This window comes from Azonexus sp., from assembly GCF_049652925.1.
Taxonomy (GTDB): domain Bacteria; phylum Pseudomonadota; class Gammaproteobacteria; order Burkholderiales; family Rhodocyclaceae; genus Azonexus.
Window position 1 is genome coordinate 287,176 of record NZ_JBASFI010000012.1, and the last position, 14,202, is coordinate 301,377.

Below are 14,202 nucleotides of genomic sequence, written 5' to 3' on the forward strand. Positions count from 1 at the left end.
TTGAATGGAGGGCGATTTTAGAATACTCGACTGAATTTGTCAGCTATTTTCCCGGAGGCTGTAACATCGTATAAGTTTATAATCCGGCACTTGCCGCAATTCGCTAGTTCTCCATGCCCAATCGCCTTGCATCGCTACTTATTGCCATCATTTTGCTTACTGGTTGCGCAACGCCAGCACCGATCGCGACTAGTAATACGCGCGGCGATTACAGCCACACCCAAAAATACCTTTCATGGCTGGTTGACCGTGAAATGGCACAAAACGAGATCACCGGCATCAGTATCGCCCTGGTCGATGACCAGAAAATAGTCTGGCAGCAAGGCTTTGGCTATGCCGACCTGGAAAACAAAGTATTGGCCACACCGGAAACAGTGTATCGCGCCGGATCAATCGCCAAGGTCTTTACGGCAGCAGCGGCCATGCAGTTGGCTGAACAGGGAAACCTTGACATCGACCAGCCACTGGCCGTTGCCCTGCCTGAGTTTTCCATCCGAAGCCGTTTTCCAAACGCCGATCCGGTGACACCCCGCAACATCATGTGCCATCACTCCGGGCTGCCATCGAATTTCCTGCAAGGTCTTTTTGTCAGAGAACCAGACCGTTTCGAGACGGTGGTTGCCAACATCCGCGACGAATACCAGGCCTTCCCGCCAAACTACGTATTTTCCTATTCCAACCTTGGCATGGCACTGCTCGGTGCGGCGATTCAAAAAGTCAGCGGCGAGCCCTTCGAGGCCTACATGGATCGCAGCTTCTTCCAGCCACTGGGCATGACGCAGAGCAGTTTCGTGCCGCGCCCGATCGCCAAGGCCTACGACCGCAACAAGGAAATCGAGGTCTTTTCACTACGCGACATGCCTGCCGCCAATCTGCTGAGCAACGTAGTCGACCTCAGCCAGTTCCTCAAAATGCAGTTCGGCAACGGCAAGGCTGGCCAACACCAGATTCTCTCGGCAGCATCAGCCCAGGAAATGGTGCGCATCCAGAACAAGAATTTCCCGATGACCTTTGGGCAATACGTCGGCCTGGGCTGGATGATGAGCGGCATTGATGTACCGGGAGGCGGTACCGTTGCCAGCCATGGCGGATCACTTCCTGACTCGCACAGCATGATGGCGATCCTGCCGGAGCACAAACTGGGTATCGTTGTACTCTCCAATTCGTCGTCATCCCACGTCGCCGTCTCGAAAATCGCGACAGAGGCCCTCCGCCTGATGCTTGAAGCCAAGACGGGCATTCGCCAGGACGCCACGCCACCTGTGCGAGCCGTCGAGCGCGCCCCGACTACCGATGAGTTGCGGCAGTTCGACGGCAATTTCGACACCATGGTTGGTCTGGCCAGAATCAGCACAAAAAATGGCCAGATCGACGTTGAGGCAGCCGGCCATCAATTCCGGCTAGTTCCGCACGAAGACGGGCTGCTAACCATCAAGTACCGATTATTTGGCATGATGGCCGTGCGCGTTGGCGCCTTCGAAGATATTCACCTGTCGATGGCAAATGTCGACGGACGGCAAATTATCGTCGGTCGAATCGGCGCCGAATCGCTGATTTTCGGCGAAAAGCTCAAACCAACGACGATACCCGAACGGTTTTGGAAAAATCTAGGCAACTACGAGATCATCGGCAAGATCGATGGCCCATCGCCAGACCGCCTCCTACTCAAGGAAGATAACGGCCTGCTGGTCGGTGTAGCACATTTCCCGGAAGTTCCTGACCTCCTTTTGCAGATCGCTTTCAATGCAGTCTCCGACAGCGAAGTGGTAACAGCTGGCCTCGGTACTGGCCGCGGCGATACACTACACCTGATTGACTCAGGAGACGAAACCATGCTGGGTTTTTCCGGTATTCAATTACGCAAAAAACTGAATTAATAATGAGCGACTTACATCAGGAACTGAAGATCTTCATCATCGAAACGATGAGCCTCGAAGACACTACGCCGGAAGACATTGGTAATGACACCTTACTCTTCACCAATGATGGCCTTGGACTGGATTCGATTGATGCTCTTGAACTAGTACTTGCCTTGAAGAAGAAATACGGCGTAGCGCTTGATGCCAACGACGAAGCAACTCGCCTACACTTACGTTCAGTCGCCACGTTAGCGTCGTTAATAGAGGAGCTCTGTAGCAAGAGCACCTAAGCCGTTGCCATACCCACCAATAGAAACGGCACCCTAGGGTGCCGTCATCCACTGCCACGAGAAGGAATCCAATCAGCCTTGCTGAGCCTTACGCATACGAAGCAGACCGATCAAACCAAGCCCCATCAATGCCAGCGAACCCGGCTCAGGAACCTTGCCACCACCACCTCCACCGCAACCGGTTTCAGTGGAAGTGCACCCAAAGACCGATGCAAGCTTAAAGTGATCATATGTTGCAACGGTCCCACTATCGACCCCGGCAGCCGTGTTGCTTCCGCCAACCAATGGGTTGTAGGCACCTATCAGCCACCACGATGATAATGTTTTGGTGGCAGAAGTAATCTGATAGGTGGTGGAAGCAGTACTGGTAACGCCTGCACCAAGATCTGCACCGTCATAACTTCCAACTACTGTCCACCCGGTCAATGCGTTGTATTTATCGCCCACCAAAGATGCCTTGACGCCAGCAAGATCGGTGGCCGATCCGGTGTAAGCCATCACGGTAAAGTCAGAGTCGTTATTACGCCAAGACATGGTCAAGGATTGCAAATTGACTACTGATGCGAAGCTGACCAAAACCATGTCATAGCGCTGATTGTTGTCAATTGCGTGCTCAGGGGAACTCCCTTCATTCAGATCACAATAGGAGCCAGTCGTGCAGCCATCGGCATTTGAAACCCCACCGTAGCCAGCACTTTGCCCAACCCAGTTTGCATTTTGAATTGTTTGAAGTGCTCCATTATTGGCAGCATTCGTTGCATTGTTCGTGCCATCAGTATTAGCGTAGGCGTTAACTGTTACCCCTGTAGATAAGGCTCCAGCCAAATTCCATGTTTGCGTCGCTGATACCTGCCCCGCCAAAGCGAGCGTCACTGCGCTGAACAATACTTTGAATTGGTATTTCATGGTTTTCCCCGAAATAAATACTTAACCAACATTAGCAAAAATCAGGCCAAACAACTTTCACTATATATTTCATTGGGTTGGACGAGTTAAGTAAAATCAAAATTATAAATTGTAAAAAATTCCGACACTCGGACGCACAGCTTAGAGTCCCAAATCTTTCTTCAACTGGCCAACCGTCACACTGTTCGATACACGCCCCGGACCAGTAAGTGCGGCGCTTAACTCTTCACGCGCCTCATCCTTGCGACCGATCTTGTTTAATGCATACGCAAGGTGGAATCTAATTTCGCCATTTCCCGGGTTACGCAGGCGGGCCTCGCGAAGATAACGCAGGCCGGCTTCAACTTGGCCCTTGCTAACCAGTATCCAACCGAGCGTATCAGCATAGGCGGGATGAGTAGGGGCTAATTTAAGTGCCTTTTCAGCGGCCTCCTGAGCCCCCGGATCGTTCACTTGCAGGAGCAGGTTAGCGTAATTGTTTAGCGCCGAGGCATCCTCGGGATCGCCAGAAATCACTCGCTGATAGCTCTGCTGTGCTGCAACCAACTGGCCAGAACGAAATTGAGTTTCAGCAAGTGCTTTTTGTGCAGCAATGTCATTTGGGCGGCTCTTTACCCAGGTTTCAAGAAAAGCTGCGGCCTTGCCGGCCTCACCAGCGGCCATATGCGCTTGAACAAGGGCCAGTGCATTGCCGGTATTTTCCGCACCTGCAAGAACTTTGCGGTAGCCGGCGATGGCTATTGGAAATTGACCACGCGACATCGCCAGATCGGCGCTGGCACGTGCCGTCTCAAGCGATACCGGATATTTGGCAGTTAGCGTCTTGAGCGCAATATCAGCCTTGACGGCATCACCGCGTCGCGTCTCTACCTGAACGGCCAGGACCATAGCTGCCAGGTCGCCGGGGCTATCCTGCTGTGCCTTGCTGATGCTATAGGCGGCACCATCTGGATTACCGGCAGCCAATTGCATGCGGGCAATAGCGACTTGGGATTTCGCATTGAATTCAGCCAATCGTGTGGCGCCGGCCAATACTGTTCGCGCACTCGCTGCATCACCATTAGCCAGATAGGTTCGCGCCAAAGTGAGCTGAACTTGCAGGTTAGTGGCGAAGTTCATGGCGAGAGCCTTAGCCACTTTCAGCGCCAGATCGCCCTGTCCCTGATTCAGGTGCAGATCAACCAAAGCCAGCAAAGGTGTCGGATCGGTACGCTGCACATCACCAGCCTTGGTCAAATGGCGAATGGCTTCGACTGGTTTCCCTGCCCGTTGTTCGAGCAAGCCGTACTCATAGAGTACCTGGTAATTATCGTTGCGCTTTTTCAACAAGGCATCGAGTCTGCGCCGCGCTTCGTCGAAACGTTTCTCGCCCATATCAAGCCGCGCCAGATTCATCGCTGCAGGGGTGAATTCGGCATCCCTGGCCAGAACTTGAGTGTATGCAGTTCGGGCGCCGGCCTTATCGCCAGTCGCACCCTTTAGCGACCCGAGGAAGTTTAATGCAGTCAAGTTGTCGGGATCACGCTTTACCATCGCTTCCGCTGTCTTGATTGCCTTATCGGTCTTCGTCTGGCGCATGTAGATCATGGCCAGTGACATGCCGGCCTGAGTATCGCCAGGATTGGCAGCAAAGGCTTTTTCCAGGTTGCCGATACCTTTTTCGTTCTGTCCCAGCCCAAGTTGGCTGAAGGCAAGTGACCGCTTCATTTCCGCTGAATTGGTCCGTGCGGCGGCTCTCTCAAGTAGTTCGCTGGCTTGGGCATAGTGTTTTTGAGTCAGATGCAGAGTACCGAGCATGAACATGACTTGCGGGTCATCTGGCGTAGCCCGGTTTAGCGACTCGAGTAACGAGAGGGCACGTCCATAATCTTTTGCCTCAATATATACTGAGGCGAGCAGCTTTTTCGCGCCTATGTTGCGAGGACTTCGGGCGACGATAACATCCAGGTACTCACGGGCTTTTTGGTAGTTGCCTAGCCCATGGTGCGCCAGGGCTGCAGCCATCAGTAGTTGCTCGCGGCGCGCCAGCCACGCTGGTGGCAAGGCGTCGATGGTTCGCGTAACCTCGGTCAACGCGGCTGACAATAACGGGCCATCACCCTGATGGCCGGCCAGCACCGCCCGCAGGTAGGCGGCGCGAGGCTCGTCTTCTGCTGCTTTTTGGAGAAAATCAAGATCTTTACGAGCTTCGGCATCGCGCTTCAGGTCGATCAGCAGCGCGGCGCGGGCAATTCTGGCATCGACATGATTTGGCAGCAGGGACAGAGCCTTGTCGTAGGCTGCCAGCGCACCGCCAACATCGAATGCGGCGTGCAGCACGGAGGCCTTCATGTTCCAGGCGTAGGCATTATTGGGGGCCAATTCCAGCGCCTTGGCTGCTTTTTCCTTGGCTAGATCAAGCCTGCCCGCTGCAAGCAGCATCGGCACTTCGGCAATCAGCGGCGATGCTGACTTAGGATCAATTGCCCGTGCATTTTCAAGGCTCTGAGTGGCAGGAACGGCTTTCCCTTGCTCGAAATAGGCATTGGCGCGCATGGTCAAGACTTCGACCTGCAAGGCTGGCGACAAACCCAATGCGGATATTTTTTCAATAACTGCTTCCGGTCGTCCAAGGGCAAGATAAACCTGCCCGAGAGGAAGTGCAACTTCGCCGCGGTTTACGCCCTGCTTCAGCGCCTCTTCAAATGCTGCCTCAGCACCTTTGAGATCGTCGTTTCTGAGCAATGCCTTGCCGAGTAGCAGGTGGGCTGCAAGCATCTTTGAATCTTGCTGAAGGGCATTTTTTAACTGAATGACCGCGCCCGGCATTTCGTTTTTTTCGTATCTCTTTAGCGCGTCTTCATAGTAGATCGATGCCTTTTCGGGTGTTGCTGATCCGTTGGTCACCAACCCCATACTCGTTACTAATGCAGCAGATAGGCGAATTGCGAGATCAACGCGTCGCCGTGTCGAAGATTGATCAAAAGGCAGGCTGGTGCGTGTTTGGCGGCTCATCGTGGTCCGAATGCTTGAGTGAATTGATTGGCAAAACCGGAAAATAACAAAATGCCAATAATATGCTACCCATCTCCACCAAGCAGCGAATGGGCTTATTTCACGGATTCCTGGCGATTTGTTGTCTAGGTTCATGAAGCCGCGCCCCCCGCTTCTAGCGAACCTCTATACTGACTGATTTCCCTGACTTACCACCTGCCTTGCGAATCACGTTTCCGATGTCCGTGTTGTTGAATCGCAGCGCGATATCAAGGGCTGTTTCGCCGCTATCGAGGGCGCGGCCAAGATCAGCGTTATTGGCGATCAGAAGTTGGGCGACATCAATGTGCCCGCCGCGCGACGCCGCAATTAGCGGCGTCGTGCCATTCTCGGACGCTAGGTTCACATCGGCACCAGCCTTGATGAGCAGCTTGGCAATCTCGAGATGGCCGCTGAATGCTGCGTAGGCCAGTGGCGTCCAGCCTTGCATGTTAACTGCCGCACCACCCGCCAGCAACAACTCGACAACTTTCTGATGCCCGCGAAAGGCAGCCAGACGTAGCGCCGTGTCGCCAGCAGAATTGCGAGCGTTAAGTTTGGCACGGTTCTTGATCAGGAAATCGACTGTTTCGGCGTGTCCATCCCGGGCCGCAAGCATCAACAGGGTGTTGCCTTCGATATCAGTGGTGTCGAGAGATGCTCCCTTAGCGGTAAGCTGCGCGATTTCCTTGACGTCGCCCATTTTGGCCGAGGCGATCAGATCGTCGTAGGTAGCAGCGCCGACGATGGCCGGAACAGCAAGGGCAATTGCTACGGTCAACCGGAAATTTTGGCTAATTTTCATGGCCGTTTTGCCTCTTTGAACAGCGAAAAAAAATTGTCAGTTGTCGCCTGATGAACTTGATCGATAGTGAGCGAACGTAGCTTGGCGATTTCCTCGGCAACATAGCGCACATAGGCCGGCTCGTTTGGTTTGCCGCGATACGGGACCGGCGCCAGATAGGGTGAATCGGTTTCGACGAGAAGGCGGTCCAACGGACATTTCTGCGCCACCTCCTTGACGACGGAAGCGTTCTTGAACGTAACGATTCCCGAAAACGAGAGATAGAAGCCAAGATCAAGCGCCAGACGGGCGATATCCCAGTTTTCGGTAAAGCAGTGCATGACACCGCCGACCGTATCAGCGCCCTCTTCCTTCAGTACGCGCAAGGTATCGGCAGCAGAATCACGGGTGTGCACCACCAGCGGCTTGCCGCAACGCTTGGCTGCCCGAATGTGAGTCCGGAAACGGTCGCGCTGCCACTCAGGCTGATCCTTCTGCCAGTAATAGTCGAGCCCGGTTTCGCCGATAGCAATCACTTTCGGGTGCGCGGCGAGGATCAGAAGCCTCTCCTCATCCGGTTCTTCGACATCCGTATATTCGGGATGCACACCCACGGTGGCATAGAGCTGCACATGCTGCTCTGCCAGGGCGATCACCTGCGGCAAATCTTCCAGATTGACGCCAATGCAGACCGCCAGACCGACCTCGTTTTCCTGCATGCGCTGCAGGACGTCCGGCATACGAATGGCCAGATCGGGAAAATCAAGGTGACAGTGTGAGTCGACCAGCATGCCGGTCAATCAGAGCGTATGCGTGGGACGAGCCGACTGCATGACGCCACCAAGCAGGCCTTCAATCTTGCGCCGTGCTTCCTGGCCACTTTCGTCATTGTTGAAATGCACACCGATTCCCTGCGCCCGGCCATTCTGGGCGCCAGCCGGGGTGATCCAGACGACAGTGCCGGCGATTGGCAACTTGGCAGGATCATCCATCAGCGACAACAACATGAAAACTTCATCGCCGATGGTGTAACTGCGAGTCGTCGGAATGAAGATTCCGCCGCTGCGCAAATGAGGCATGAATGCGGCGTAAAGCGCGGATTTCGAATTAATGTTCAGCGAGAGAACGCTAGGGCGCTGCGGAGCGGATTTTGCTTCACTCATCGTTGATCAATTGGCAAACAGTGCTCGATAATCCAGAAAAAGGCTTTCCAGGAAGAGGCGCGCATTGAGCGGCTGCTCGGCCTCCTGGCGACGTGTAATCAGGGCCCGATAGGACTGAATCAGGCGTGCAGGGGGAATCATATCAGCCAAGCCTGAAATAATGGCTTGTTGCGGCAGAAAATATCGGACAGGCAGGCCATTCCTTGCGAGCGTCAAATCGACCATCCATTTCTGCAAAGCTTCGGTAACGTGTTTCAACGCCACTTTGCCTTTGCTGTCCTTGACGGCTTTTTCGAGTTCGGCTGCGGTTGTCATTGGGTCACCCTTGCGGCCTGCCCCCAATCGGGTTGTCAGCAACTCAAGCCACGCACCTTGCCCGGATGCTGCAAGCTCCAGTGCCAACCCAGGTGAACCACCCGCTAGAGCCAACCAGCGTTCAGCTTGGGCGACACCATCGTCAACCAAAACCTTCTCCGCGAGTTTCATTGAAGGCACCGGCACTGGCACGACCTGACAGCGGCTGCGAATGGTGGGCAGCAAACGCATCGGTTCGCTTGAAACCATTAAAAACAATGTATCTGGAGCGGGTTCTTCAAGTGTTTTGAGAAGTGAATTTGCTGTACTGCGGTTCATTGCCTCGGTTGGGTTGACCAGAATGATCCGCAATCCGCCGCGGTGAGTACCGATGTTGAAGAATTCATCGAGTCCCCGCACCTGATCGATAGTGATCTGTTGGCTAGGCTTTTTCTTGCCATCCTCGACCTCAGCTTCTTCACCGAGCGCATCGGGCTGCAGCAAGCGAAAATCGGGATGGTTGCCCTGCTCGAACCAATTGCACGCCAGGCATTTCCCGCAAGCCAAGCCGTCGACTGATGGCGATTCGCAGAGCAAACTGGCCGCGAAACGCCTCGCCAACTCATATTTTCCCAAGCCTTTTTGGCCAACCAGCAACAGCGAATGCGGCAATTGCTTCCGCCTTGCCTGCAATCCTGCCCAGACCTTCGAATGAAGATCAATAACGTTCATAAACAAATAACTGCAATAATTTGTTCAAGTTGTTCGCGAATATTTTCAATGGTGTTATCAGCGTTAACAACGCGCATTCTGCTCGGGCTCGCATGTGCTCTTTCCAGATAAGCCTGACGAACACGTTCATGGAAATCGACCCGCTCCTGTTCGAACTTGTCGAGCACCCGATTAGCCAGCACGATCCGCTCGCGGGCAATGTCGAGCGGAAGGTCGAACAATAGCGTCAGATCAGGTTGCAGATGTTCGTGCACCCAATGCTCCAGAATCAGAAACTTGGCGCGATCCAGCCCGCGGCCACCGCCCTGATAGGCGTAGGTGGCATCGCTGAAGCGGTCACAGATTACCCATTCGCCACGGGCCAGCGCCGGTTCGATCAATTTGGCCAGGTGCTCACGACGGGCGGCAAACATCAGAAGGGTTTCAGTCTCCAGATGCATCGGCTCGTTGAGCAGCAATTCCCTCAGTTTTTCGCCCAGCTCGGTACCACCCGGTTCGCGCGTCACTTGGACGACAACACCGCGTGCTCGCAGGAATTGGGCCAGCCACTCGACATGACTACTTTTTCCTGCGCCATCTATGCCTTCGAAAGTGATGAATTTACCTTTCACTTCCCACCCCTCTGATATTTATTGACTGCGTTGTTGTGTTCATCCAGCGTCGGCGAAAACTGGCTACTGCCATCGCCACGTGCGACAAAATAAAGAACCTCGCTTTGAGCCGGATTGAGCGCTGCGCGCAAGGAAGCCTGCCCGGGCATGGAGATCGGCGTCGGCGGCAGGCCGGGGCGAGTGTAGGTATTGTACGGGGTGTCGGTTAGCAGGTCGCGCTTTCGCAGATTTCCGTCGAAGCTCTCACCCAGACCATAGATCACCGTCGGATCGGTTTGCAGCAACATACCCTTGCGCAGGCGATTGACGAATACAGCAGCGACCAGATTCCGATCCGCTTCGCGCCCGGTTTCCTTTTCGACAATCGAGGCCATGACCAACGCCTCATCTGGCGTCTTGTAGGGCAACCCGGCCGCACGCTGAGCCCACTCGGCATCGAGTTTGCGCAGCATGGCCCGATTGGCCCGAGCCAGTAGCTCCAAATCACTCGACTGCTTGTCGAAAAGGTAGGTATCCGGAAACAACTGGCCTTCCAGACTCCTGACACTGAGCCCCAATTGCGCAATGATTTGGGCTTCGCTCATGCCGCTCGTTTCGTGGCTCAGATCGGGATGCTTATCCATGCGTCCGCGCCACTGGCGGAAAGTCCAGCCTTCAACCAAGGTCAGTTCGCCCTGCGTCACCTTGCCTTTGAGCAGCTTGTTGAGCAGTTGCATGGGGGTAACCCCCGTTTTAACCGCATAACTCCCCGCCTTGATCGCCGTATCGGCGCGGTTGAGACGAGCAAGGGTGGCGAGCAAAGTTGGCTCGACGGCGATGCCCGCATCGCGCATCTGGGTGATGGCTGAACGCAGGCTGCTGCCGGCTGTCACCCGAAAATCGAGCGGCGAATTGCTCAGTTGCAGGGGCTGATTAGCCCACCACCACAGGCCACCGGCCGCGGCCACCAACAGCAAAAATATCGGGAGGGAAATCTTGAGTAGGAAGCGCACGGGAACTCGAAGGGAGCAAGCAGGTCTTGCCCGTGTGGAACGAGCACGTTATAACGAGCGATATAATATCCGAAACCCCCTCAGGAGCCCTCATGAATCCCCACTGGCGCAGCTTTCTGGAATCGACCGAAGGTGTCTTCGACAACGATTCGACCGAGCTTCTCAACTTCGGCGATGCCGCCGGCGAACTACTTGCCGCAACGCAGCAGACCGTCGTCGTTCCGCTCACCCACCTTGGCCTTGTCGAAGCCACGGGTGAAGAGGCCAAGGCCTTCCTGCACAGCCAGTTCACCAGTGATATCAATCATCTGAGTGATGGCCAGGCGCAGCACTCCGGATGGTGCAACGCCAAGGGCCGCATGCAGGCGAGTTTCGTCGTCTGGCGCCAGGGCGAGCGCTATTTCCTGGCACTGGCCGCCGACCTCCTGGAAGCAACGCAAAAACGCCTGCAAATGTTTGTTTTACGGGCCAAAGTAAAACTGGCCGCGCAAACCGACACTTCCATCATGCTTGGCCTTTCCGGGCCACAGGCTGAAGAGGCACTGGCTGACGCGGGACTGCCCTGCCCGGCTGAAGTGATGAGCACCTCGGCAACCGACGGCACGACCGTCATTCGCCTCGACGCTACCCGTTTCATGGTCGTGGCACCCGAGTCGGCGATGGCCGCGCTGTGGCAAAAACTCTCCGTCAAAGCTCGCCCGGCAGGCCTCCCCGCCTGGCGCTGGCTCGATATCCAGGCCGCTTTCCCTCTCGTCACTCTGGCCACCAAGGAAGAGTTCGTCCCGCAAATGGCCGATTTCGAAAAGATTGGCGGCGTCAGTTTCCACAAGGGCTGTTATCCGGGTCAGGAAATCGTGGCCCGCACCCAGTACCTCGGCAAGGTCAAACGCCATTTGCATCGCGTGACCAGCGCGCAGGAACTCAAGGCCGGCGACGTTCTGCATTCGCCCGACAACCCGGATCAGTCCTGCGGCACGGTGATGACCGTTGCACCGTCACCGGCCGGCGGTTACGAAGCACTGGCCGTCATCCAGAGCAATTTCGCTGGCAATGTCCGTCTTGGTTCGCTGGACGGCCCTTCCATCCAGGCTGCTGCGGTCAACCCGTAAAAACGGCCAAAAATGAAATGTGCCTGATCGTTGTCGGCTGGCGGGTTCATCCGGATTACCCGCTGGTCGTCGCGGCCAATCGTGACGAGTTCTACGCCAGGCCAACCGCGCCCCTGGCGCGCTGGCCTGATGCGCCGCAAATCATCGGCGGGCTTGATCTAGAGGCCGGTGGCACTTGGCTGGGGATCGGCGAATCCGGACGCCTCGCAGCGGTCACCAACGTCCGTGAACCGGGTATGGCCAAGGGTGCGCAGTCTCGCGGCGCGCTGACGCGCGGTTTCCTGACTGCCTGCTCGTCGGCGGAGGAATACGCTGCGCATATCGATGGCACGCAATATTCGGGCTTCAACCTGCTGCTGGGTGACGGCAAAACGCTCGTCTATTGCTCGAATCGCGATGGCAAGCCACGTCCGCTGGCACCGGGCATTTACGGGTTATCGAATCACCTGCTCGACAGCCCCTGGCCCAAACTGCTCACCGCCCGCCAGCGGTTTGCCGAAGCCCTGCCGCGCCTGCCGGATGAGTCGGCATTTTTCGAACTGCTAGCCGACCAAACCATCGTTGCCGATGAAAACCTGCCGAGCACAGGCGTTCCAATCGAATGGGAACGTCTGCTGTCAGCCATCTTCGTCAAATCGGAAAGCTATGGCACGCGTGCCTCGACGCTGGTCTGGCAAGACGCTGACGGCAATATCACGGTTCACGAAAACAGTTTTGGCCCGAACGGCCAGCCGATTCAGTCCTCGGTGATCTCGACTTCCGAATAACAAGGCACCAAGTCGAACAAGTCGACGATGTCGGCGTTGCGCATACGAACACAGCCATGCGAACCAGGCAAACCCATTTCCGCCGAATCCGGGCTGCCGTGGATGTAGATATAGCGGCGCATGGTATCGACACAGCCCAGCCGATTGCAGCCGGCTTCGCGACCTGACAACCAGAGAATGCGTGTCAGGATCCAGTCGCGACCGGGGAATTCCTCGCCCAGCGCGGGTGACCAGAGTTCGCCGGTCGGGCGACGACGAACGAAGACCGTATTTTCCGGCTGATCGGCACCGATTTTTGCCCGAATGATGTGTCGACCGCGCGGCGTCTGGTAGCTACCGGACACCTCGCCGACCCCGGCCTTGGCCGTCGAAACCGGGTACTCGCGGAGAATCTCGCCCTGATCGTCGAAGACGGTCATCGCCTGGCGTGCCACCGAAATATGCAGTTTCATGATGATTTCTTGCGCCGGCCAGCGAAAAAGGCGGACAACATGGCGCTGCATTCATCCGCCAGCACGCCACCTTCGACCGTTGCATGATGATTCAGCCGCTCAACACCAAACAGGTCCACGACACTGCCGTGCACGCCGGTCTTGGCGTCGCGCGCACCGTAAATGACGCGGCTGATCCGCGCATGCATGATGGCCCCGGCGCACATGGCGCAAGGCTCCAGCGTGACAAACAGTTCGCACCCCGGCAGACGGTAGTTGCCGAGCACGCGTGCCGCATCGCGCAAGGCGGCAATTTCGGCATGGGCTGTCGGGTCGCTCTCGCCGATGGGTGAGTTGAAGCCGCGACCGACAATGACGCCGTTGAGGACCACGACGGCGCCAACCGGCACCTCGCCGAGGCACTCGGCAGCGCGCGCCAAGGACATCGCTTCGCGCATGAAAAACTCGTCGCTGAGACCAAGTGCTGCTTCGTCGCTCATGCCAAATTGCCAGCAAAAACGGGAAAAATCGGCAGGCGAAAAACTGGATCATTCATAAAGCTGTGGCCAAAAAATGGGGTTCGGAAGGCCGGCAAGTATAGCGCCGCAGGGTGGGCTCGCCCTAGTTGCCCTGCAGCAACAGGTGGATGTCGGCAGTAATGTCATCAACGCTGCTCGTGTCCTTGACATAGAGCCGCAAGCGACCGGCCGGATCGAAGACATAGGCGCCCGTCGAATGATCGATGACATAGCCCAGTTCACCTTCAACCGGCTTACGAGCCGCGAAGACGCGAAACTCTTCGGTCGCAGCCGTGGTTTGCGCGTAGTCTCCACGCAGGCCAAGAAATGTCGGGTTGAACCACGGCACGAAATCCTTCAGCCGGTCGGCGCTATCGCGCTCAGGATCGACCGTGACGAACAGCACCTGCACCCGTTCGGCGTCGCTGCCAAGTGCCTTCATTACATCAGCCAGCTTGGCCAGCATGGTCGGACAAATATCCGGGCAGGAGGTATAGCCGAAGAAGACCACCGCCGCCTTGCCCTGAAAGTCAGTCAGCGAGCGCGGCAGACCATGATGGTCGACCAGCGCCAGCTGACGCCCGAAAGTGGCGCCGGTCAGATCGGTATTTCGAAATGTCACCGGCAGCCGCTTGCAGGAGAGCAAGACAGCCATGGACAGCGCGAGAAAGAGACGGCGATTCATCATGACAATTTTTTCTGAACTATTTCAGGAACATTGATTCTCAGGCTAG

At 56.0% G+C, this 14,202-nt stretch carries 15 protein-coding genes; 4 read left to right on the forward strand and 11 right to left on the reverse strand.

The window, feature by feature from the left end; all coding sequences use genetic code 11:
- The first annotated feature begins 113 nt into the window (after positions 1–113).
- Positions 114–1,877, forward strand: a complete 1,764-nt coding sequence (locus tag WBK19_RS05520) for a serine hydrolase domain-containing protein (protein WP_511287709.1) — start codon at positions 114–116, stop codon at positions 1,875–1,877.
- Between the two features lie 2 nt (positions 1,878–1,879).
- A complete protein-coding gene (locus WBK19_RS05525; protein ID WP_511287711.1) occupies positions 1,880–2,149 on the forward strand; it encodes a phosphopantetheine-binding protein in 270 nt (89 codons plus the stop codon).
- Between the two features lie 72 nt (positions 2,150–2,221).
- Here WBK19_RS05525 and xdp1 read toward each other — a convergent pair whose 3' ends face one another.
- From xdp1 to mltG, 8 genes are all read right to left on the reverse strand, one after another.
- Complete coding sequence (xdp1, locus tag WBK19_RS05530; protein ID WP_511287713.1) at positions 2,222–3,055, reverse strand: exosortase-dependent surface protein XDP1; 834 nt, start codon at positions 3,053–3,055, stop codon at positions 2,222–2,224.
- Between the two features lie 141 nt (positions 3,056–3,196).
- Positions 3,197–6,049, reverse strand: coding sequence for an XrtA/PEP-CTERM system TPR-repeat protein PrsT (prsT, locus tag WBK19_RS05535; protein WP_511287715.1), 2,853 nt, complete (start codon positions 6,047–6,049; stop codon positions 3,197–3,199).
- 154 nt (positions 6,050–6,203) lie between these two features.
- Complete coding sequence (locus tag WBK19_RS05540; protein ID WP_511287717.1) at positions 6,204–6,872, reverse strand: ankyrin repeat domain-containing protein; 669 nt, start codon at positions 6,870–6,872, stop codon at positions 6,204–6,206.
- Positions 6,869–7,642 carry a TatD family hydrolase gene (locus WBK19_RS05545; RefSeq protein WP_511287719.1) on the reverse strand — a complete coding sequence of 258 codons (774 nt, stop codon included), beginning with the start codon at positions 7,640–7,642 and terminating at the stop codon, positions 6,869–6,871. The genes WBK19_RS05540 and WBK19_RS05545 overlap by 4 nt, the downstream gene beginning before the upstream one ends.
- A 9-nt stretch (positions 7,643–7,651) precedes the next feature.
- Positions 7,652–8,014 (reverse strand): PilZ domain-containing protein, encoded by a 363-nt coding sequence (locus WBK19_RS05550; RefSeq protein WP_511287721.1) that lies wholly within the window; start codon positions 8,012–8,014, stop codon positions 7,652–7,654.
- 6 nt (positions 8,015–8,020) lie between these two features.
- Entirely contained in the window at positions 8,021–9,040 is a 1,020-nt protein-coding gene (gene holB / locus WBK19_RS05555; protein WP_511287722.1) for a DNA polymerase III subunit delta', read from the reverse strand.
- Positions 9,037–9,651 (reverse strand): dTMP kinase, encoded by a 615-nt coding sequence (gene tmk / locus WBK19_RS05560; protein WP_511287724.1) that lies wholly within the window; start codon positions 9,649–9,651, stop codon positions 9,037–9,039. The genes holB and tmk overlap by 4 nt, the downstream gene beginning before the upstream one ends.
- Positions 9,648–10,643, reverse strand: coding sequence for an endolytic transglycosylase MltG (gene mltG, locus WBK19_RS05565; RefSeq protein WP_511287726.1), 996 nt, complete (start codon positions 10,641–10,643; stop codon positions 9,648–9,650). The genes tmk and mltG overlap by 4 nt, the downstream gene beginning before the upstream one ends.
- 92 nt (positions 10,644–10,735) lie before the next feature.
- On the opposite strand from mltG, the gene ygfZ reads away from it, so the two are divergent.
- Together ygfZ and WBK19_RS05575 are read left to right on the forward strand one after the other, a co-directional pair.
- The gene (gene ygfZ / locus WBK19_RS05570) at positions 10,736–11,752 is read left to right on the forward strand and encodes a CAF17-like 4Fe-4S cluster assembly/insertion protein YgfZ (RefSeq protein WP_511287729.1); all 1,017 of its coding nucleotides are present in this window, start codon (positions 10,736–10,738) and stop codon (positions 11,750–11,752) included.
- Positions 11,753–11,769: 17 nt separating this feature from the next.
- Complete coding sequence (locus WBK19_RS05575) at positions 11,770–12,519, forward strand: NRDE family protein (protein ID WP_511287731.1); 750 nt, start codon at positions 11,770–11,772, stop codon at positions 12,517–12,519.
- Here the strand turns inward: WBK19_RS05575 and WBK19_RS05580 are convergent.
- The 3 genes from WBK19_RS05580 to WBK19_RS05590 all read right to left on the reverse strand — a co-directional run bounded on the left by WBK19_RS05580 (position 12,489) and on the right by WBK19_RS05590 (position 14,156).
- Positions 12,489–12,971 carry a L,D-transpeptidase family protein gene (locus WBK19_RS05580; protein ID WP_511287733.1) on the reverse strand — a complete coding sequence of 161 codons (483 nt, stop codon included), beginning with the start codon at positions 12,969–12,971 and terminating at the stop codon, positions 12,489–12,491. The two genes, WBK19_RS05575 and WBK19_RS05580, sit on opposite strands and share 31 nt — an antisense overlap.
- Positions 12,968–13,450, reverse strand: coding sequence for a tRNA adenosine(34) deaminase TadA (tadA, locus tag WBK19_RS05585; RefSeq protein WP_511287735.1), 483 nt, complete (start codon positions 13,448–13,450; stop codon positions 12,968–12,970). Before tadA ends, WBK19_RS05580 begins: the two co-directional genes overlap by 4 nt.
- Positions 13,451–13,571: 121 nt before the next feature.
- Positions 13,572–14,156 (reverse strand): SCO family protein, encoded by a 585-nt coding sequence (locus tag WBK19_RS05590; RefSeq protein ID WP_511287737.1) that lies wholly within the window; start codon positions 14,154–14,156, stop codon positions 13,572–13,574.
- Positions 14,157–14,202: the final 46 nt, after the last annotated feature.

Coding starts and splice junctions, on each gene's coding strand:
- WBK19_RS05520 (WP_511287709.1), top strand. CDS start 114: ATGCCCAATCGCCTTGCATCGCTACTTATTGCCATCATTTTGCTTACT.
- WBK19_RS05525 (WP_511287711.1), top strand. CDS start 1,880: ATGAGCGACTTACATCAGGAACTGAAGATCTTCATCATCGAAACGATG.
- xdp1 (WP_511287713.1), bottom strand. CDS start 3,055: ATGAAATACCAATTCAAAGTATTGTTCAGCGCAGTGACGCTCGCTTTG.
- prsT (WP_511287715.1), bottom strand. CDS start 6,049: ATGAGCCGCCAAACACGCACCAGCCTGCCTTTTGATCAATCTTCGACA.
- WBK19_RS05540 (WP_511287717.1), bottom strand. CDS start 6,872: ATGAAAATTAGCCAAAATTTCCGGTTGACCGTAGCAATTGCCCTTGCT.
- WBK19_RS05545 (WP_511287719.1), bottom strand. CDS start 7,642: ATGCTGGTCGACTCACACTGTCACCTTGATTTTCCCGATCTGGCCATT.
- WBK19_RS05550 (WP_511287721.1), bottom strand. CDS start 8,014: ATGAGTGAAGCAAAATCCGCTCCGCAGCGCCCTAGCGTTCTCTCGCTG.
- holB (WP_511287722.1), bottom strand. CDS start 9,040: ATGAACGTTATTGATCTTCATTCGAAGGTCTGGGCAGGATTGCAGGCA.
- ygfZ (WP_511287729.1), top strand. CDS start 10,736: ATGAATCCCCACTGGCGCAGCTTTCTGGAATCGACCGAAGGTGTCTTC.
- WBK19_RS05575 (WP_511287731.1), top strand. CDS start 11,770: ATGTGCCTGATCGTTGTCGGCTGGCGGGTTCATCCGGATTACCCGCTG.
- WBK19_RS05580 (WP_511287733.1), bottom strand. CDS start 12,971: ATGAAACTGCATATTTCGGTGGCACGCCAGGCGATGACCGTCTTCGAC.
- tadA (WP_511287735.1), bottom strand. CDS start 13,450: ATGAGCGACGAAGCAGCACTTGGTCTCAGCGACGAGTTTTTCATGCGC.
- WBK19_RS05590 (WP_511287737.1), bottom strand. CDS start 14,156: ATGATGAATCGCCGTCTCTTTCTCGCGCTGTCCATGGCTGTCTTGCTC.